Here is a 17,854-nt window from a genome sequence, read left to right as displayed (position 1 = left end):
TAGCGTCACGTCATGACCTACGACGTGATCGTCAAAGACGGCTTGTGGTTCGACGGCACCGGCCGTACGCCGCAGCTGCGCAATCTGGGTATCCGCGACGGCGTCGTCGCGACGGTGTCGGCACAGCCGCTCGATGAGACGGGCTGCCCCGACGTCATCGACGCCAAGGGCAAGTGGGTGACCCCGGGCTTCATCGACGTCCACACCCACTACGACGCCGAGGTGCTCCTCGATCCGGGCCTGCGTGAGTCTGTCCGCCACGGCGTGACGACCGTGCTGCTGGGCATGTGTTCGCTCTCGACCGTCTACGCCGAGAACGACGACGCCGCCGACCTGTTCAGCCGTGTCGAGGCGGTGCCGCGCAAGTTCGTCGTCGGCGCGCTCGAACAGCACCGGTCGTGGTCCGGACCGGCCGACTACGTGCAGGCGCTCGAAGCGCTGCCCCTCGGCCCCAACGTCAGCTCACTGCTGGGCCACTCCGACCTCCGGACCTCGGTGCTGGGCCTAGACCGCGCGACCACCCCGAACGTCACCCCGACCAACGCCGAGCTGGAGAAGATGGCCGAGCGGCTCGAGGCGGCTCTGGACGCCGGCATGCTCGGCATGTCCGGCATGGATGCCGCGATCGACAAGCTCGACGGCGACCGCTTCCGCTCCCGCGCGCTGCCGTCGACGTTCGCCACCTGGCGTGAACGGCGCCGCCTGATCAAGGTGCTCCGCAAGCGCGGTCGCATCCTGCAGAGCGCGCCCAATGTCGCGAAACTGCAAGAGGCACTGAACTTCTTCCTCGAGAGCAGCGGCTGGTTCGGCCGTCGTCGCGGTGTACGGATGAGCCTGCTGGTGGCCGCCGACGCCAAGTCGTCGCCCGGCGCCGTGTACCTCCTGGGTCCGGTGACCCGCCTCGCCAACAAGGTCCTGAACTCGAAGGTCCGCTTCCAGCACCTGCCGGTGCCATTCGAATTGTATTCGGACGGAATCGATCTCCCGGTTTTCGAGGAGTTCGGCGCCGGCACCGCTGCGCTGCACCTGCGCGACCAGCTGGAGCGCAACAAGCTGATGGCCGACCCGGAGTACCGGCGCCGGTTCCGCAAATCGTTCGACAAGAAGGTGCTGGGGCCGACCCTGTGGCACCGCGACTTCCATGACTCGACCATCGTCGAGTGCCCGGACAAGTCGTTGATCGGCAAGAGTTTTGGTCAGATCGCCGACGAGCGCGGCAGCCACCCGCTGGACGCCTTCCTCGACGTCCTGGTGGAGCACGGCGAGCGCAACACCCGCTGGACCACCATCGTGGCCAACCACCGCCCGAAGCAGCTCGACAAGCTGGCCACCGAACCGTCGGTGCACATGGGCTTTTCGGATGCCGGTGCGCACCTTCGCAATATGGCGTTCTACAACTACGCGCTGCGGATGCTGCGCCGGGTACAGGACGCCGACAAGACCGGCCGGCCGTTCATGACCACCGAGCACGCCGTGCACCGCCTCACCGGTGAGGTCGCCGACTGGTTCGGCCTGGAGGCCGGCACCCTGCGCCAGGGTGAGCGCGCCGACTTCGTCGTGATCGACCCCGCCGGACTCAACGCCGAACTCGAGGCGTACCACGAGAATTCGGTCGAGTTCTACGGCGGCCTGAGCCGCATGGTCAACCGCAGCGACGCCGCCGTGGTCGCGACGGGTGTGGGCGGCCAGGTGGTGTTCCGGAACGGCGAGTTCGTCGAAGGCTATGGCGACACCGTGAAGTCCGGCCACTACCTGCCGGCGCGCGGCGCGAAACTGCCGGTGGCGCAGCCGGTCTGACATGGCCAGAACTCAACAGCAACGCCGGGAAGAGACGCGGGCTCGGCTTCTCGACGCCGCGATCGCCACCATCGTCGAGGTCGGCTATGCCCGCGCCTCGGCGGCGGTGATCGCGCGTCGGGCCGAGGTCTCCGACGGTGCGCTGTTCAAGCATTTCGCGACGATGGGCGACTTCATGGCCGCCACGGCGCTGGAGGTCATGCGCCGGCAGCTGGAGCAGTTCAGCAAGCAGATCGCCGAAATCCCCTCGGACCGGCCGGCTCTGGAGGGGGCCCTGACCGCGCTGCGGGACATCAGCGGCAACGCCACCAACGCGGTGATGTACGAGCTGATGGTGGCGGCGCGCACCGACGAGAAGCTGCGGGCGACGCTGCAGGGCGCGCTCGTCGAGTACGGCCGCAACATCTACGAGACCGCGCAGGAGATGCCCGATGCGGATCAGTTACCGCCCGAGCAGCTGATGCTGATCGTCGCCGTCATGGTCAACACGTTCGACGGCGCGGCGCTGATCCGCGCCGTGCTGCCGCAGCCGGAACTCGAGGACGGCCGTATTCAGCTGCTGGCCATGATGCTGGGAAACCTTCAGACCTGACGGATGGGCGGGTCGGGATCAGGCACCCGCGCGCCTTCCAGCGCGACCGCGCGGGCCAGCTGGGCGTAGCGCAGTTCCAGGTCCTTGAATCGCATGTATGCGCTGATGGTCGTGAACAGGAACGCGATGACCAGCGCATACAGCAGTAGGTCGGCGCCGCGCCCGATGCCGAGCCAGTGCGCCACCACGGTGGTGTCGTTGGGCCGCAGGATCGCGTAGATGGCGCCGACCACGAACAGCACGTAGCCGACCTTCACCCAGGCCCGGGACTGCGCATTGCGCCGGGAACTGAACAGGTAGGCCAACAGCAGGACGACCGCGCCGATCAACAGTGCTTTTGTCCAGATCATCGACGCAACCTCCCGCGCAGCAGTCCGTCGACGACGATGTTGACGCCGTTGACCAGCGGCTGACCTTTCGACATCGAATAGTCGGTGTAGAGGATCTGGACCGGCTGCTCGGCGATCCGCCAGTGGTTCTCCACGATCAGGGAGACGAACTCACTGGCGTGGCTCATGCCGTTCATGGTGAGGTTCAGTCCGTCGGCGACCGTCTTGTTGAACACCCGCAGTCCGTTGTGCGCGTCGGTCAGGCGCAGCTTGCGGCTGGACCGGCTGAGTTTGGCGACGATCGGCAGCAGCAACCGTTTGAGCATCGGCATGCGGTCCGGCGGCTGGTCGGCGAACCGGGTGCCGATCACGATGTCGAGGTCCTCGTCGCGAAGCCGCTCGATCATGCGCACGACGTCCTTGACCCGGTGCTGGCCGTCGGCGTCGAAGGTGGCGAAAACCTGTGCCCCGGGCCGGGATCGGGCGTATTCGACGCCGGTCTGGATGGCCGCGCCCTGGCCGAGGTTCACCGGGTGACGCACGACGTGGGCGCCCGCGCTGAAGGCGCGGTCACCGGTGTCGTCGCTGCCGCCGTCGTCGACGCAGACGACATTTGGGAAGACGGTGCGCACATCGGCGACGACGTCAGCGATGACGGTCGCCTCGTTGTAGGCGGGGATGACGATCCAGACGTCACGATAAAGGGACATGTTGCTGCCGAAACTACACGCTCAGCGGCGCCTGATCGCGCCCAGCGCGGCCAGGTGGACGACGATTCCGACCAGCGGTCCGCACATCAACGCGACGATGGTGCGGGTCTGCAGGTCCAGCGGCAGCAGCAACAACAATGCCGCGGCGACCGTGGCGCTCACCCAACCCACGGCGTAGGCCCGGTGTAGCGCGGCGGCGACCGTCGCGGCCCCGGTGAGGGTCAGGAAGGCGATGGCGACGGCGCCGGCCGTCAACCAGGCGAGCAGTGCGCCACTGGCGGCGTATTCGGGCCCGAACAGCGTGCGCAGCAGCCACGGCCCGAGCAGTCCGGCCGCCAGCACCGCCAGCGCGCCCAGCCCGGCGAGCACCAAGGTCGGCGTGAGTAGGGCCCGTAGCCTGCGGTTGTCGACGAAATGCGCGATCAGGTTGCCTTGCATCGCGGTGAGCGGGACCAGCAGCGGGGCGCGGGTCAGCGTGACGGCCAGGATGATGACGCCGCCGGTGGCGCCCAGGTCCCGCGACGTGGCCTGCAGCAGCACCGGGAAACCCATCACGAGGACGGCGCTGGCGCCGGCGGCGGCGATCGAATGCGCGGACCCGGTCAGGAAGGTCCGTGGGGTGCCCGGCGTGTGGATGGCGGCCGCGGACCGGGTCACGTGGGACGCGAGCAGCAGGATCAGCCACGACATCGAGCCGGCGACCGTGGCCCACAGGTAGCCGTCCAGCCCCCAGCCGAGGACGAATGCGGCGACCGCGACGGTGACCCGGATCCCGGCGTCGGTCACCATCAGCGTGCCGTACTGGGTCCAGCCGTCGGCCCCGGCCAGCACGCCGAGCAGCGTGGCGTGCAGGCAGAAGCCGGCCAGCCCCACGCTCAGCAGCGTCACGCTCAGCGGGGTGGATTCGACGAATACGTGGTCGGCCCACAGGGGCGCGGTGCCGGCGATCAGCAGTCCGGCGGCGACGGCCACCACGGCGGCCACCCGGAGGGGCTGCAGGTGTGGGCCGGGCTGGGGCTCGGCGATGCGCGCCCCGGTTTGCAGAGCTACGCGGACCTCGCGGGTGGCTTCCTGCAGCAGGCCGTTGGCCGCGCCGGTGAACAAGCCGAACGCACCCCAGAAGACGCTGAACACCGAGAACCCGGCGGGGGCCAGGTCGCGCGCGGCGAGGTACAGGATCGCGTAGCCGCAGAGCGCGCTGAGCACGGTCGCGACCGCGACCGGTGCCACACCGCTGGGTTTCACAGTGCCGGTAGCTCCGTCGTGTAGAGCCAGGCGGTCCACAGTCCGCGCAGGGACTGGTCGGTGTAGTTCGCGGCCAGGCCGGTGAAGTCGTCGGTCACCGCGGTCGAGTGCCGATATCGGGTGGTCCAATCCCGCAGCAGTGCAAAGAAATTGGTATCACCGATGGTGCGTCGCAGGGCATGCAGGGTCAGTGCGCCGCGCTTGTAGACGCGGTCGTCGAACATGTCCTCGGGCCCTGGATCGGCCAGCAACAGGTTCTGCGGAAGGCCCCGGAGCTTCTGCAGGTTGTGTGCGGCCAGTTGGTCGGCGGTGCGCCAGCCCGACTCCTCGGCCCACAACCATTCGGCGTAACAGGCGAATCCCTCGTGCAGCCAGATGTCGCGCCAGCGTCGCACCGTCACCGAGTTACCGAACCACTGGTGGGCCATCTCGTGCGCGATGAGCCGCTCGGAGCCGCGGTGGCCGTCGCAGTGGTTGGCGCCGAAGATCGAAATCCCTTGTGCCTCAAGTGGGATTTCCAGCTCGTCATCGGTGACGACCACGGTGTAGCCGGTCGACAGCGGATACGGCCCGAACAGGCGGGTGAAGAGCTGCATCATCTGCGGCTGCCGGCCGAAGTCGTACTCGAAGTTGCGGATCAGCCGCTGCGGCAGGGCGGCGGACATCGGCACCGGCGACTTGGCCAGGCGCACCGACTCGTAGCGGCCGATCTGCAGCGTGATCAGGTAGGTCGACGTCGGTTCGGCGAGCTCGTACACCCACAGGGTCTGTGCGGCACGGGTTTTGCGGCTGACCAGCTCGCCGTTGGCGACCACCCGGTATGGGCTGTCGGTGCTGATCGCGATGCGATAGCTGGCCTTGCTGCTCGGATGGTCGTCACACGGGAACCAGGACGCGGCGCCGTTCGGTTGACCGGCGACCAGCGCCCCCTCCGTCAGCTCTTCGAAACCGACTGCGCCCCAGATGGATTTGATCGGACGCGGGTTGCCGCCGTAGCGCACCGTCACCTTCATCGCGGCCCCGGCGGGCAGCTGGTCGGTCAGCGTGATGTGCAGCTTGCCGTTGACGGTGCGGAACTTGGCCGGGCGCCGGCCGTTGACCTCGACCTTGGCCACCGACAGGTCGTCGGACAGATCCAGGGTGAACCAGCTCAGCGACGCGAGAGTGACCGCGGTGATGTGGGCGATGCCCGTCAGCCGGTTGCTCTCCACCTTGTACTCGAGGCTCAGTTCGTAGCGGGAGACGCGGAAGCCGAAGTTGCCGTTGTTCGGCAGGTACGGATCGATCACCGGCGCAAGATCTTTGCGGTCCTTCTTGTTGGTCCGGGTCACGCGGCCTGCGCCTTGTTTCGGTTGCCGGACTTGCGCTTCTTGCCGACCCATGGGGCGATCGGATTGCCCTGCCAGCGGGTCGAGGCCGGCACCGCGTCGCCGCGCATCACCAGGGAGGCCGGGCCGACGGTGGCGCCGGCACCGATGCTCGCCGCCGGCAGTGCGACGCAGTGGGTGCCGAGCGTCGCACCCTCTTCCAGCACCACGGTGTCCAACTGCATGATGCGGTCGTGGAACAGGTGGGTCTGGACCACGCAGCCCCGGTTCACCGTCGCGCCCCGGCCCAGGGTCACCAGGTCGGCCTCTGGCAGCCAATAGGTTTCGCACCACACGCCGCGGCCGATCGCGGCGCCGAGGGCCCGCAGCCACAGGTTCATCACCGGGGTGCCGCTCGCCGCGCGAGCGAACCAGGGGCCGGCGACGGTCTCGACGAAGGTGTCGGACACCTCGTTGCGCCACACGAACGGCGACCACAACGGATGCTCGACGGCCCGGATGCGCCCGACCATCAACCATTTCGCGACCACGGCGATCGCGCCCGCGATGGCGCCCGCGTTCAGCAGGACCAGGCCGGCGCCCAATGACGCCCACAGCCAACCGAATTCGCCGGCCAGCGCCTGCAGGACGCCGAGTACCGCGACACCGATGCCGAACGTCACCATCACGGGGACGATGCGCAGGGTCTCGACCATCGAACGCATGAACTTCAGGCGCATCGACGGGTGGAAGGTGCGCAGCTTGTCCGCCTCAGTTGGCTGGCGGCGCAACCGGATCGGTGGGCTGCCCAACCACGACGACCCGGCCTTGGCCTTGTGCGGGGTCGCCGACAGCACCGCGACCAGCCCGTCATCGGGGACCCGGCGTCCGGGCTGGGTGATGCCGGAGTTGCCCAGGAACGCGCGCCGGCCGACGGTCGCCTTGGCGACGTGAATCCAGCCGCCGCCGAGTTCGTACGACGCGACCATGGTGTCGTCGGCGAGGAATGCGCCGTCGAGCACCTCGGTGAACTTGGGGGTCAGCAATGCTGTCGAAATCTCGGTGTCCTTACCGACTTTCGCGCCCAGGATGCGCAGCCACCACGGCGTCAGCAGGCTCGCGTAGATGGGGAACAGGTAGTTGCGCGCGGCGTCCATCAGCCGCTCGGTGGCCCACAGTTGCCAGCCCACGCGGCTGCGCACCGGGTGGTATCCCTCGGTCAGGCCGAGAGCGAGCAGGCGTACCCCGACCACCGTCAGCGCGGCGTACACCGCCATGGCCACCACGGCGGCAACCGGCGTCCATAGCGTGACCGGCAGGATCGCCTCCGTCAGCGAATGGGTATGGCGCACGGGCAGAATCAGCACCGCGAGTCCCGCGGCGAGAGCAAGCACCGGCAACCCGCCGAGCAGCACCGACGTCAGTCCGTACATCCCGATCCAGATCGGCGCGCGGCCCGGCCGCTCGTCGGGCCACGGATGGTGGGCCTTGCCGGACTTCACCGCAGGCGAACCCTTCCAGTACTGGCCGGCCTTCACCTTGCCGATCACGCCGGAACCCGGGGCGACGTCGGCGTTCTTGCCGACCACCGCGCCCGGCAGTAGCGTCGTGCGGGCGCCGATCGTGGCGTCGTTGCCGATGCTGATGGGTCCGACATGGAACAGGTCGCCGTCGATCCAGTGCCCGGTGAGGTCGACTTCCGGCTCGACCGAGCAGCGGTCCCCGAGAGTCAGCATGCCGGTGACCGGCGGGGCCGAGTGCAGGTCGACACCGTCGCCGACCTTGTTGCCCAAGGCCCGGGCGTAGTACACCAACCACGGTGCGCCGGCCTGGTTTTCGGCGCCGCTGGCCTCGCCGAGGCGCTCGGCGAGCCAGACCCGCAGATGCTCGGAGCCGCCACGCTTGTATGTGCCCGGTTCCAGCCCGGACAACAGTGCCCGGGCGAAGAACACGGCGATGCCCATCCGCCCGATCGGCGTCACGAACACCAGGAACCCGACCAGGATCACCCACCAGTTCACGGTGTGGGCCCAGGGCAGCAGGTGCAGTGCCGATGCCACGTTGTTCAGCAGGGCCAGCCAGACGACCCACTGCATGCCGGCCAGGGTCGCGAGGGGGATGGCGACGATCGTCTGGATCAGCTGGGTGCTCAGCGGAACCGGTGTGACACTTCGGGTTTCGACCAGCGGCGGCGGGTCGAGTTCGTCGAGGTAACCGGCCAGCGAACCCAGGCGCGGATGGTCGTAGAGGTCGGCGACGGTGACCTGCGGGTACTTCTCACGCAGCAGTGAGACGAGCTGTGCCGCGGACAGCGAGCCGCCGCCGAGGGCGAAGAAGTCGGCGCCGGGTCCGTCGATCGGGGAGGCCAGCACGTCGCGCCACAGTCCGGCGAGCCAGCCCATGGTGCCGTCCAGGTCGGGGCTGTCGTCGCCGGCCGAGTCGACGGGCCACGGCAGCGCGTTGCGGTCGACTTTTCCTGAGGTGCGCGTGGGCAATTCGTCGACCAGGACGAGCCTCGGCACGAGCGCGGCCGGCAACGACTGCGCCAATTCCTTGCGCGCCTTGGCGATGTCGAAAGCGGGGTCGGCGCTGGCGATGTAGCCGACCAGCAGGGGAGTGCCGGTGGCCGTCTTGCGGACCGCGGCGGCGCCGCCGCTGACGCCCGGCAGGTTGACGAGGGCGGCATCGACCTCGCCGAGTTCGATGCGCCGGCCGCCGACCTTGACCTGATCGTCGGCGCGCCCCTGGAAGTAGAGGCCGTCGGCCTCGAGTCGGACCAGGTCACCGCTGCGGTACGCACGGCCCCAGCCGAGGGTCTCCATCGGGGCGTACTTCTCCGCGTCCTTCTCCGGGTCCAGGTAGCGGGCCAGGCCGACACCGCCGATCACCAGCTCGCCGACCTCGCCGTAGCCGACCTGCAGTCCGTCCTTGTCGACGACGGCCAGGTCCCAGCCGGGCAGGGGCAGACCGATGCTGACCGGGCCACCGCCGAGCGGCGCGAGGCAGGCGACGACGGTGGCTTCGGTGGGGCCGTAGGTGTTCCACACCTCGCGACCCTCGACGGCCAGGCGCTCGGCGAGCTCGGGCGGGCAGGCCTCGCCGCCGAAGATCAGCAGACGCACCGCCTCCAGGGCCTCGGCCGGCCACAGCGAGGCGAGCGTCGGCACCGTCGAGACGACGGTGATGTCGCGCGAGACCAGCCACGGGCCCAGGTCCATGCCGCTGCGCACCAGCGAGCGCGGAGCCGGGACGAGGCAGGCGCCGTGGCGCCAGGCCAGCCACATCTCCTCGCATGACGCGTCGAAGGCCACCGAGAGTCCGGCCAGTACGCGGTCGCCCGGTCCCAACGGGTTGTCCTTCAGGAAGATTTCGGCCTCGGCGTCGACGAACGCGGCGGCGTTGCGGTGCGTCACCGCGACGCCCTTCGGGGTGCCGGTGGAGCCGGAGGTGAAGATGATCCAGGCGTCATCGCGCGTCAGCGGCTGGCCGGCCAGCCAGCCCCGGGTGGAGCCGGGACCGCGAACCAGGCCGGCCTCGGTGATGATGCCGACGACGCCGGCCTCGCCGAAGACCAGCGCGGCGCGCTCCTCGGGATCATCGGCGTCGACGGGGACGTAGGCGGCGCCGGTGGCCAGGGTCGCCAAGATCGACACATACAGCGCGTAGCTGCCCGACGGCATGCGGATGCCGATGCGGTCACCGCGGCCGATACCCCGCGCGGCCAGCCAGGCCACGCTCTCTTCGACGTCGGCGATCAGCTCGGCATAGGTGAGCTGAACGGTGCCGTCGTCGATGGCCGGCGCATCGGGATAGAGGTCCGCCGTGGCGTAGAGGATGTCGATGAGGGTCCGGGCCTGCGGTGCCTTCGCTGAAAGCACGTACTGCGGGGGGATCTCCTGATGCACGGGTACAAACTACTAAGGCTTGGCGAACGGTTCCTGGCGGCGGGCTTGCCGTGGCGGCTTCGTTACCAGTTGTTGTACCCGCCTTCGGGTCCGAGCATGCGCTCCAGCCGGGTCCGGTTGATGCGGGCCAGCTCGTTTCGGACCACCTTGCGCTCGGTCTCGTGGTCGTTGTGCATGCGGTCGGCCATGTGGGCCAGCACCTCGTTGGCACTCATGGCCCCGACGAACATCACGAAATCGAAGCCGAAGTGGTTCCGGTAGGTCGTGGCGTGCGCGGTCAGGGTGGCCATGAGGTCGGGGTCGCGATCGCACACCGCGCACTGCTCGAACTGCGAGCGGGCACTGCCCGGCCGGCGGCCGAGCTGCGGGTAGGCCTGCAGGATGGCGTCCACCGAGGAGTCGCCGAGCGCGAACAGCAGGTCGTCGGCGCGGCGGTACAGGTGGTCGTGGTCGGCGTAGGAGCGTCCGTCGGCCAGGCTGCCGGCCAGCGGCACGCTGTAGCAGCATTCGTACAGTGCGTGCACCGCCCGCTGCTTCGGCATGGCGTTGAACGCGTCGAGACCGATTCCCTGATGCATCAACACACAGACATCATCGAATCCGCAGGGTACGGGCAGATTTCCTCGTGTTACAGCGGGGCAAATTCATTCATCTGGGGTCTGGCGTGCATCACATGCATCCGGTATGCTCGAACATATGTGCGAAGTCTCCCCGACTGACCCCGCCGTCGACGAGCCGGCGTTGTTGGGTCGCATGACCGAGCTCGAACAGGTCAAGGCTGCTGCGGCGGCGGAGCAGGCGCGGTTGGCGGCCGCGTTGGAGGCGAAGCGGGTGGCGGCGGCGCGTGCGGGTGGTCCGCGGGTGTCGCGGGCGGCGTTGGGGTCCGAGGTGGGTTTGGCGCGGCAGGAATCTCCGCATAAGGGTGAGCGGTTGATGGCGATGGCCCGGGTTCTGGTGGCGGATATGCCGTGCACGCTGGCGGCTCTGGAGTCGGGCGTGCTGTCGGAGCACCGTGCGGAGCTGATCACCAAGGAAGCGGCGTGCTTGTCGGTGTTGGATCGGCAGCTGCTGGATGTCGAGTTGTGTGGAGACCCGGCCCCGTTGGCGGGGTTGGGGAACGCCGAGGTGTCGGCGGAGGCCGCGCGGATCGCTTATGAGTTGGATCAGCAGACCGTGGTGGAGAAGATGACGCGGGCACGCGCCACGCGGCACGTGCGGTTCCGGGTGACCGGTGACGGCATGATGTCGGTGACGGTGCGGCTGCCGGCGGCCCAGGGGCAGTTGGTGCGCCAGACGCTGTCGCGGGAGGCGGCGTCGGTGGTGGCGGCGGGTTCGGAGCGGACTCGTGCGCAGGTGATGGCCGATGTGGTGGTGGAGCGGGTGACGGGCCGCAATCCGGTCGACTCGCCGGTGCCGGTGACGCTGAACCTGGTCATGTCGGATGAGACGCTGCTGACCGGGGGTGAGGCGCCCGCCCAGTTGGATGGCTATGGGCCCATTCCGGCGGCGCTGGCTCGCGACATGGTGCTGGCCGCGGCGGCTGACGACACAGTGGGGGCGGCGTTGCGGCGCCTGTACGCCCAGCCGGGCACCAGCAAGTTGGTGGCGATGGAGTCGAGGGCACGGGCGTTTCCGAAGGCGCTCGCGATGTTCATCGGGTTGCGGGACCAGATTTGTCGGACCCCGTTCTGCAATGCGCGGATTCGGCATATCGATCACGTCACCCCGCACGCCAAGGGTGGGCCGACGAGTGCGCACAACGGGGATGGGTTGTGCGAGCACTGCAATTACGTCAAGGAAGAACCGGGTTGGCAGGCGGCAGCGAGTTATGACCGGTACGGCCGGCACACGATCGCGCTGACCACACCATCAGGAGCGGTCTACACCTCAACGGCGCCGCCGACATCCGAGGGCTTGCGCATCTTCACCCGCGATGTCCACATCGCGCGGATACACCCTGCGGCCTAACCCACGTGTGTGGCGACTCACTGTTTCCGACGGTGCTCGGCGGCGCATGATGAAGTCATGGACGGTGTGCTGTTCTTCGACGGCAAGTGCGGGATGTGTACCCGCGCACGAAACCAGTTGCTGCGGATGAATCGAACCGGCCGTCTCCGCACCGAACCGCTGCAGAAGCCCGGCACCGCCGAACGACTCGGCGTGGCGCCCGAGCGCCTGATGGAATCGGTGTGGTGGCTGGATTCCTCTGGGGAAGTGCTGGGTGGCGCCAAGGCGGCCAACGCGGCGGTGTCGGCAGCGCTCGGGACCCGGTTGCCGTTGTGGGTCTATGGCATTCCGGGAATCGGTGCGCTCCAAGAGCGGGTGTATCGCTGGGTGGCCACCCACCGCTACCACTTCCGCGGCGTCACACCGTGGTGCGAATCCGCTCCGTCGGAATGTGTTTCACCGTAGCTGCGCCATTGCACGGTAGCCCTCGGCGGGGCTGGGGTACTGGGGACGCCAGCCCGAAGCATAACGAAAGCGCTTGTTGCTCACGCGAAGTGACCGTGTCATGGACGTTGTTCGGTCTCCGAGGGCAAGGGCGATTCGTCCGGGTGCGCGCACCCACAGCGTGACGCCCACCGCGGCGGCGCAGGCCTCGGCATATTCGCGCTTGGTCAGAGGTACGTCGTCGACGATGTTGTACGTGCCGCTCGGTGCGGCGAGTGCCGCGACGACGGCGTCAGCCGCGTCCGCGACGTGAATCGACGACAGGTAGGTGCCGGGCCGGCCGGGGACAAATCCGATGTGCCGCTTGGCCATATCGAGGATCTGTTCACTGTGCGCAGCGTGCGGACCGTAGAAGACGCCGAAGCGCAGGGCGGTCGCATTACCACCGGTCGCGGCGAACCTCCGCGCGCTGGCCTCGGCGGCATGGTTGCCGCGGGAAATTGGGTAGTGGTCGACGGGGTGGTCTTCGTCGATCCAGTCGCTTCCTCCATCGCGGTAGATCATCGAGACGGATTCTTGAATCAGGCGCGGGACACCGGCCTCCAGGGCGGCGTCGACGACGGTCGCGGATCCTTCGGTGCGCACCCGCTCGCATTCCGCCCAGGCGGATTTGCGGATGAACGCCGTGGTCGACGGCAGCGCTGACGCAAGATTCACCACCGCATCGTGGCCGGCGAACACATCGGCCAGTCCGCGGCGGTCGAACAGCGACACCGAAACCGGCTCAGCGCCTTGGCTTCGGAGCGCACCAGCCTTCGCGTCGCCGCGGGCCAGCGCGGTGACGGAGTGGCCGGCGGCGATCAGGGCTGGGACGGCATGGACGCCGATCGCGCCCGTCCCGCCAGTCACGAACACCCGCATCAGCCGAAGACCACCGGCAGCGTCTGCGGCCCGCGAATGGCCGGCGTATCGCGCCACGTGACAGCGCCGCCGACAACAGGTCGGCGGGCAATGACTTCCCGCAGTGCGATGGTGAGCTCCAGCTGAGCCAGGGCGGATCCCAGGCAGTAGTGCGCGCCGTACCCGAAGGCCAGGGGAGCGGGCCCGGTACGGCCCAATCGGAAGCGGTCGGGTTCCTCGAACACTGCCGGGTCGCGGTTGGCCGCCGCCACGACGACGACGACACTGTCGCCGGCCGCGATGTCGACGCCGCCCACCGTGTGGTTCTCGGTCGCGGTGCGTACCGTCGACTGCACCGGACCGTCGAGCCGCAGCAGCTCGGTGATCACGGCCCCGTCAACGGTGCCGACGCGTTCGTTCACGAGCCGAATCAGCCCTGCGCCAAGGAGATTCGCGGTGGTCTCGTGCCCGGCGACCGCGATCAGGATGGCCGTCACCACGACGTCGTCGAGCGACAATTCGGGATCGGTCGCGATGAAGCTGAACAGATCGTCGCCGGGGTGGGCCCGGCGGTCGGCGGCGAGCGGCAGGAACTCCGCCATCAGCGCGGCGGCGGCACCGAACCCTTCGGCGACCTCGACGGGATCGGCCAGGGTGCCCAGCATCCGGATGATCGGCGGCGACAGTTCACGCAGTGACGCCGCATGGGCCGGGTCGAGATCGAGCCACTCGCCGACCACCGCGATCGGCAGGGGCAGCGCGATCTTCGACATGAAATCGAACGACTCACCAGCAGGCGCTTGCGCGATGACCTCGGCGGCAATCGTCTCCACGCCCTCGGTCAAACCCGACACTGTGCTGCGGGTGAACGCGTCCCGGACCGCGCCGCGCAGCCGGTCGTGGTCAGCGCCGTCGGTGAAAAGCATCGAGGCCTTGGCGAATTCGGGCGCCATCATGGTCATCGATGCACGCGCTACCGGACTGGCCAGCGGATCGCTGGTCCAGCCGGTCCCGCCGAGCACCTGCCGGGCCGCGTCATAGCCGACAACCAGCCAGCCTTGGGCCACCTCGTCCCACACGACGTCTCCGGCGCGCCGCCGGGCCTCGTAGAAGGGGTAGGGATCCGCTGCGTCCCACGGCAGCCGGGCGGCGGTGACGTCAGCGGTGCTCATGATCGGCCGTCCACTCCGAACGGTAAGCCGCGGCCGCGCACCCAGGCCACGTGCCGGCGGCCCAACTCGGTGATCGGCTCCGCGACGCCGTCCATGTCGTCGACCGCGGCGCGGGCGTGGAAGGTCGCGTGCAGGGCCGTGAAGATCGCGTTCATCGACAGGTTCAGCCGGGAGAAGAACACGAAGTCGGCGGGCACCGTGATGTGCCGCATGAGGTGGTCGGCGTCGCGGACATCGAGCAATGACGCGATGGCTCGCCGTGAGGTCTCTGCGGTGTAGGTCACCGGTTGCGGGGCGAGCAACTCGTAGATGATCTGCTGATACCAGCGGTGGGCGTCATCGGCGGTGAGTACGGAATCTGCTGTGAAGAAACCGCTTTCGACCATGCCGGCTCGCAGACGGTCCTTTTGTCCGTCCACCGCGGAGCGGAGCATCTGCACGATCAGGTGCCGTTGGCGTTCGCTGAGTACCTTCACGCAGCCGAAGTCGACGAATCCGACCGTGCCGTCGAGGCCGAATCGGTAGTTGCCCGGGTGCGGGTCGGCGTGGAACAGATTGCCGTGCCGGTACGCTCCGGCGATGAACCGGGTGATCACCTCGCCCCAGGTGTCCTTCAGATTCTGATCGACGTCTTGCGCTGCGGCCCAGTCCAATCCGTCCAGGTACGTCATGGTGAGGACACGGTCACCCGATGCCTCTCGAACGACCTCGGGTACGCGGATGAACGGATGATCGCGGTACAGCTCGTGGAACGCGGTGATGTGGGCGGCTTCGCGGCGGTAGTCGATCTCCTCGGAGATGCGTTCGGAAATCTCTGCGGCGATGGGTGTGACATCGGGGAGGACGGCGCCGAGCGTGTTGGCCGCCCCGGCCGCGAACCGGAACATCGTCGCCAGCAACTCGGTGTTCGACAGGTCATCGCGAATGGCTTGTGCCACACCGGGATACTGAATCTTCACCGCGACATCGCGGCCGTCGTGCAGGACGGCCCGGTGGACCTGTCCGATGGACGCCGCCGCCATCGGTTCGTCGGAGAACGACGCGAAGACCGCGGAGATCGGGCGACCCAGATCGTCCTCGGCGACCTGTCGGGCCAGCGCCGAGTCCATCGGCGGCGCGTCGGCCTGCAGCCGCGTCAGGGCCCGCTGGTACGGCGAGAGTTCGCCGGCGCCAATGGCATTGGCGTCGACCATGGACACCAGTTGGCCGGCCTTCATCAACACGCCCTTGGAGTGGCCGAGGAGTTCGGCGTACTGCTCGGCGGTGCGCTCGTGAAAACGTTCGACGGCGCCGGTATTGCCGGCCTTCTCCTGCAGGGCCGCGACCATGCGTCCACCCGCGGCGCGTGCGGTGAAGCCGGCGACCGGCATGGTGCGGCGGATGCGTCCGCGCGGCACATTCCCGGTCATTGCGCCTCCCAGCGTTGTATGGTGACCTAGTACGAAACATATGACAGTTCTTATAGGCGGTCAAGAGTGCAGACATCGACCAAGGAACGGCTGGTCACCGAGGCCATGCGGCTGTTCAGTGAGCAGGGCTACAAGGCCACCAGCATCACTCAGATCGAGAAGGCGGCTGGCCTGGTGCCTGGCTGCGGCGCCCTCTACAACCATTTCAAGACCAAAGAGGCCCTGCTCGCGGCCGGGGTCGACCGGCAGCTGGACCGGCGCCGCGCGATGCACGACATCAGCGCGCTGTTCGCCGGCCAGGGGGAGTTGCGGACCGAACTCACGCTGCTCGGCAGGTACGTGCTGAGCGTGCTCGATCAGGAAAGCCAGTTCCTTCAGGTCGCGGCCCGCACACCGGCGGACCAGTCGGAGCGGATCAACGCCGCGTACGCCGCGCTTGTCGACGGCCTCTACAGCGAACTGGCCGACTGGATCGGGGGCTGCGCACCCGGCCTCGATCCGGCGGAGGCCAGGCGGATCGCGGTGGTCGGGGTCAACGCGCTGCTGGGCAAGCAGGCGACGCGCGTCGTCTTCCTTGCCCCGCAGGCCGATACCCCGGATGAGGAGTACATCGCGGACTGGACCGCGATGCTGGCGGGCCGGATCGAGACGGCGCGCTAGTCGGGCAAAGCGACCGGCGGGAAGTACTCGCCGTCCGCCACGCGGTGCCACCACACGTGGTCCTGCCGCAGCTCGCGCCAAGTGCTGTAGCGGTACTGGAAGAGTCGGGCCCGGACATAGCGCGGCGGCGAATCTGGAAATGGGTTGTGCCGCAGCAGTTTCAGCGTCGCCGGATCGTTCTGCAGCAAGCGTTCCAGTAGCCCGACGAACCACTGGCGCCCATAGGTGGGCGAGATCGCGGCGAACCACAGCATCCAGTCGAGACGCAGATGGTAGGGAGCCCACTGGCGCGGCAGCCGGCCGACGGCGCCGGGTTTGCCCTTGAATTCGTATTCCTGCCAGACGGTTTCGTCGGTGATCTCAGGTTCGGCGGTGCCCTCGATCACCACCTCGCGCCGGATGCGGCCGATCGAGCCGAAGGCGCCGTAGGTATTCACCAGGTGCAGCGGGTCGAACGATGCGTTCATGCGCTGCTCCGACGAGAGCAGATTTCGCACCGGCCAGTAGCTCAGCACCACGACCAGAGCACTGAACGCGATGACGAGCACCACGAACCAGGTCGGCGGAGGGGCCGGCGTGGACGAGGTGGGTACCGGCCCGGCTATCGCGCTGAACGCCAACACCATCGTCAGCCAATTCAGCCACGCGTAGTTGCCGGAGATCACCAGCCAGAGTTGAGTGACCACCACGATCGCACCGGCAACAGTGGCCACCGGCTGCGGTGCGAACAACCCGAACGGAACCACGAGTTGCGTGACGTGATTGCCCGCCACCTCGACCCGGTGCAGCGGCTTGGGCAGATGATGGAAGAACCAGCTCAGCGGACCTGGCATCGGCTGGGTCTCGTGGTGGTAGTAGAGGCAGGTCAGATCGCGCCAGCACCGGTCACCGCGAAGCTTGATCAGCCCCGCGCCGAACTCGGTACGGAAGACGAGCCACCGGGCCAGCCAGATCACCAGGACCGGCGGCGCGACGGAGTCGTTGCCCAGGAACACCGCGAGGAAGCCGGCCTCCAGCAGCAGTGATTCCCAGCCGAAGGCGTACCACCGCTGCCCGACGTTGACGATCGACAGGTACAGCACCCACAACAGCAGCCACCCGAGCATCGCCGCCCACAGCGGCACGAGATCACCGACGCCCGTGACCAACGCCGTACTGAGCGCGGCACCCAGCCACGCGACGGCGGCGAAGAACCTGTCGGAGTAGTGCCAATGGAAGATGCTGGGCGCGTGCAGGAAGGACACCGCGGACAGATACCGCGGGATCGGCAACATGCCGTGTTCGCCGAGCAAGGCCCGGAATTGCCTTGCGGCGCAGAGAAACGCGATCAGATAGACGCCGGCGATGCCGCGTTCGAGCACCAGCCGGCTGAACCAGTATTCGGGTGCTGTGAACCATTCCATCGCCGAAGTCCTGACCCGCCGCTGGACTCCAGGA

General features: G+C 68.2%; 15 protein-coding genes. 5 read left to right on the top strand and 10 right to left on the bottom strand.

The window, feature by feature from the left end; translation table 11 throughout:
* Nucleotides 1-12: 12 nt before the first annotated feature.
* Nucleotides 13-1,797, top strand: coding sequence for an N-acyl-D-amino-acid deacylase family protein (locus tag ACWW1C_RS26565; protein ID WP_455981037.1), 1,785 nt, complete (start codon nucleotides 13-15; stop codon nucleotides 1,795-1,797).
* 1 nt (nucleotide 1,798) lies between these two features.
* Nucleotides 1,799-2,389 carry a TetR/AcrR family transcriptional regulator gene (locus ACWW1C_RS26560; protein ID WP_455981036.1) on the top strand — a complete coding sequence of 197 codons (591 nt, stop codon included), beginning with the start codon at nucleotides 1,799-1,801 and terminating at the stop codon, nucleotides 2,387-2,389.
* Here ACWW1C_RS26560 and ACWW1C_RS26555 read toward each other — a convergent pair.
* The 6 genes from ACWW1C_RS26555 to ACWW1C_RS26530 all read right to left on the bottom strand — a co-directional run bounded on the left by ACWW1C_RS26555 (nucleotide 2,380) and on the right by ACWW1C_RS26530 (nucleotide 10,469).
* Entirely contained in the window at nucleotides 2,380-2,739 is a 360-nt protein-coding gene (locus tag ACWW1C_RS26555) for a DUF2304 family protein (RefSeq protein ID WP_455981035.1), read from the bottom strand. The two genes, ACWW1C_RS26560 and ACWW1C_RS26555, sit on opposite strands and share 10 nt — an antisense overlap.
* Nucleotides 2,736-3,428, bottom strand: coding sequence for a glycosyltransferase family 2 protein (locus ACWW1C_RS26550; RefSeq protein WP_455981034.1), 693 nt, complete (start codon nucleotides 3,426-3,428; stop codon nucleotides 2,736-2,738). Before ACWW1C_RS26550 ends, ACWW1C_RS26555 begins: the two co-directional genes overlap by 4 nt.
* A gap of 21 nt (nucleotides 3,429-3,449) precedes the next feature.
* Nucleotides 3,450-4,673 carry a hypothetical protein gene (locus ACWW1C_RS26545; protein ID WP_455981033.1) on the bottom strand — a complete coding sequence of 408 codons (1,224 nt, stop codon included), beginning with the start codon at nucleotides 4,671-4,673 and terminating at the stop codon, nucleotides 3,450-3,452.
* Nucleotides 4,670-6,004: a M1 family metallopeptidase gene (locus ACWW1C_RS26540; RefSeq protein WP_455981032.1), complete on the bottom strand. Its 1,335-nt coding sequence runs from the start codon at nucleotides 6,002-6,004 to the stop codon at nucleotides 4,670-4,672. Before ACWW1C_RS26540 ends, ACWW1C_RS26545 begins: the two co-directional genes overlap by 4 nt.
* Nucleotides 6,001-9,885 (bottom strand): Pls/PosA family non-ribosomal peptide synthetase, encoded by a 3,885-nt coding sequence (locus tag ACWW1C_RS26535; RefSeq protein ID WP_455981031.1) that lies wholly within the window; start codon nucleotides 9,883-9,885, stop codon nucleotides 6,001-6,003. The genes ACWW1C_RS26540 and ACWW1C_RS26535 overlap by 4 nt, the downstream gene beginning before the upstream one ends.
* A 62-nt stretch (nucleotides 9,886-9,947) precedes the next feature.
* On the bottom strand, nucleotides 9,948-10,469 hold the full coding sequence (locus tag ACWW1C_RS26530) for a 2-oxo-4-hydroxy-4-carboxy-5-ureidoimidazoline decarboxylase (RefSeq protein ID WP_455981030.1): 522 nt from the start codon (nucleotides 10,467-10,469) through the stop codon (nucleotides 9,948-9,950).
* A gap of 112 nt (nucleotides 10,470-10,581) precedes the next feature.
* Here ACWW1C_RS26530 and ACWW1C_RS26525 point away from each other — a divergent pair, with 112 nt between their 5' ends.
* Nucleotides 10,582-11,853, top strand: coding sequence for an HNH endonuclease (locus ACWW1C_RS26525; RefSeq protein WP_455981029.1), 1,272 nt, complete (start codon nucleotides 10,582-10,584; stop codon nucleotides 11,851-11,853).
* A gap of 57 nt (nucleotides 11,854-11,910) precedes the next feature.
* Nucleotides 11,911-12,297 (top strand): thiol-disulfide oxidoreductase DCC family protein, encoded by a 387-nt coding sequence (locus ACWW1C_RS26520; RefSeq protein WP_455981028.1) that lies wholly within the window; start codon nucleotides 11,911-11,913, stop codon nucleotides 12,295-12,297.
* Here the strand turns inward: ACWW1C_RS26520 and ACWW1C_RS26515 are convergent.
* The 3 genes from ACWW1C_RS26515 to ACWW1C_RS26505 are packed head-to-tail and all read right to left on the bottom strand — an operon-like array spanning nucleotide 12,289 to nucleotide 15,757.
* The gene (locus ACWW1C_RS26515; protein ID WP_455981027.1) at nucleotides 12,289-13,197 is read right to left on the bottom strand and encodes an NAD-dependent epimerase/dehydratase family protein; all 909 of its coding nucleotides are present in this window, start codon (nucleotides 13,195-13,197) and stop codon (nucleotides 12,289-12,291) included. The two genes, ACWW1C_RS26520 and ACWW1C_RS26515, sit on opposite strands and share 9 nt — an antisense overlap.
* The gene (locus tag ACWW1C_RS26510) at nucleotides 13,197-14,348 is read right to left on the bottom strand and encodes a cytochrome P450 (RefSeq protein ID WP_455981026.1); all 1,152 of its coding nucleotides are present in this window, start codon (nucleotides 14,346-14,348) and stop codon (nucleotides 13,197-13,199) included. The genes ACWW1C_RS26515 and ACWW1C_RS26510 overlap by 1 nt, the downstream gene beginning before the upstream one ends.
* Nucleotides 14,345-15,757: an ABC1 kinase family protein gene (locus tag ACWW1C_RS26505; protein ID WP_455981025.1), complete on the bottom strand. Its 1,413-nt coding sequence runs from the start codon at nucleotides 15,755-15,757 to the stop codon at nucleotides 14,345-14,347. The genes ACWW1C_RS26510 and ACWW1C_RS26505 overlap by 4 nt, the downstream gene beginning before the upstream one ends.
* 105 nt (nucleotides 15,758-15,862) lie before the next feature.
* On the opposite strand from ACWW1C_RS26505, the gene ACWW1C_RS26500 reads away from it, so the two are divergent.
* Nucleotides 15,863-16,417: a TetR/AcrR family transcriptional regulator gene (locus tag ACWW1C_RS26500; protein WP_455984451.1), complete on the top strand. Its 555-nt coding sequence runs from the start codon at nucleotides 15,863-15,865 to the stop codon at nucleotides 16,415-16,417.
* Here ACWW1C_RS26500 and ACWW1C_RS26495 read toward each other — a convergent pair.
* A complete protein-coding gene (locus ACWW1C_RS26495) occupies nucleotides 16,414-17,820 on the bottom strand; it encodes a lipase maturation factor family protein (protein ID WP_455981024.1) in 1,407 nt (468 codons plus the stop codon). The genes ACWW1C_RS26500 and ACWW1C_RS26495 overlap by 4 nt on opposite strands.
* Between the last annotated feature and the right edge of the window lie 34 nt (nucleotides 17,821-17,854).

The sequence above is a fragment of the Mycobacterium sp. HM-7 genome (assembly GCF_053852335.1).
Note: the sequence above shows the minus strand (reverse complement) of the source record. Positions and strands in the feature narration are given on the sequence as shown.

Bases quoted from the DNA above. Each gene is read 5' to 3' on its own strand.
- ACWW1C_RS26495 (WP_455981024.1), bottom strand. From the start codon at position 17,820: ATGGAATGGTTCACAGCACCCGAATACTGGTTCAGCCGGCTGGTGCTC.
- ACWW1C_RS26525 (WP_455981029.1), top strand. From the start codon at position 10,582: ATGTGCGAAGTCTCCCCGACTGACCCCGCCGTCGACGAGCCGGCGTTG.
- ACWW1C_RS26515 (WP_455981027.1), bottom strand. From the start codon at position 13,197: ATGCGGGTGTTCGTGACTGGCGGGACGGGCGCGATCGGCGTCCATGCC.
- ACWW1C_RS26505 (WP_455981025.1), bottom strand. From the start codon at position 15,757: ATGACCGGGAATGTGCCGCGCGGACGCATCCGCCGCACCATGCCGGTC.
- ACWW1C_RS26500 (WP_455984451.1), top strand. From the start codon at position 15,863: ATGCGGCTGTTCAGTGAGCAGGGCTACAAGGCCACCAGCATCACTCAG.
- ACWW1C_RS26510 (WP_455981026.1), bottom strand. From the start codon at position 14,348: ATGAGCACCGCTGACGTCACCGCCGCCCGGCTGCCGTGGGACGCAGCG.
- ACWW1C_RS26550 (WP_455981034.1), bottom strand. From the start codon at position 3,428: ATGTCCCTTTATCGTGACGTCTGGATCGTCATCCCCGCCTACAACGAG.
- ACWW1C_RS26565 (WP_455981037.1), top strand. From the start codon at position 13: ATGACCTACGACGTGATCGTCAAAGACGGCTTGTGGTTCGACGGCACC.
- ACWW1C_RS26520 (WP_455981028.1), top strand. From the start codon at position 11,911: ATGGACGGTGTGCTGTTCTTCGACGGCAAGTGCGGGATGTGTACCCGC.
- ACWW1C_RS26560 (WP_455981036.1), top strand. From the start codon at position 1,799: ATGGCCAGAACTCAACAGCAACGCCGGGAAGAGACGCGGGCTCGGCTT.
- ACWW1C_RS26555 (WP_455981035.1), bottom strand. From the start codon at position 2,739: ATGATCTGGACAAAAGCACTGTTGATCGGCGCGGTCGTCCTGCTGTTG.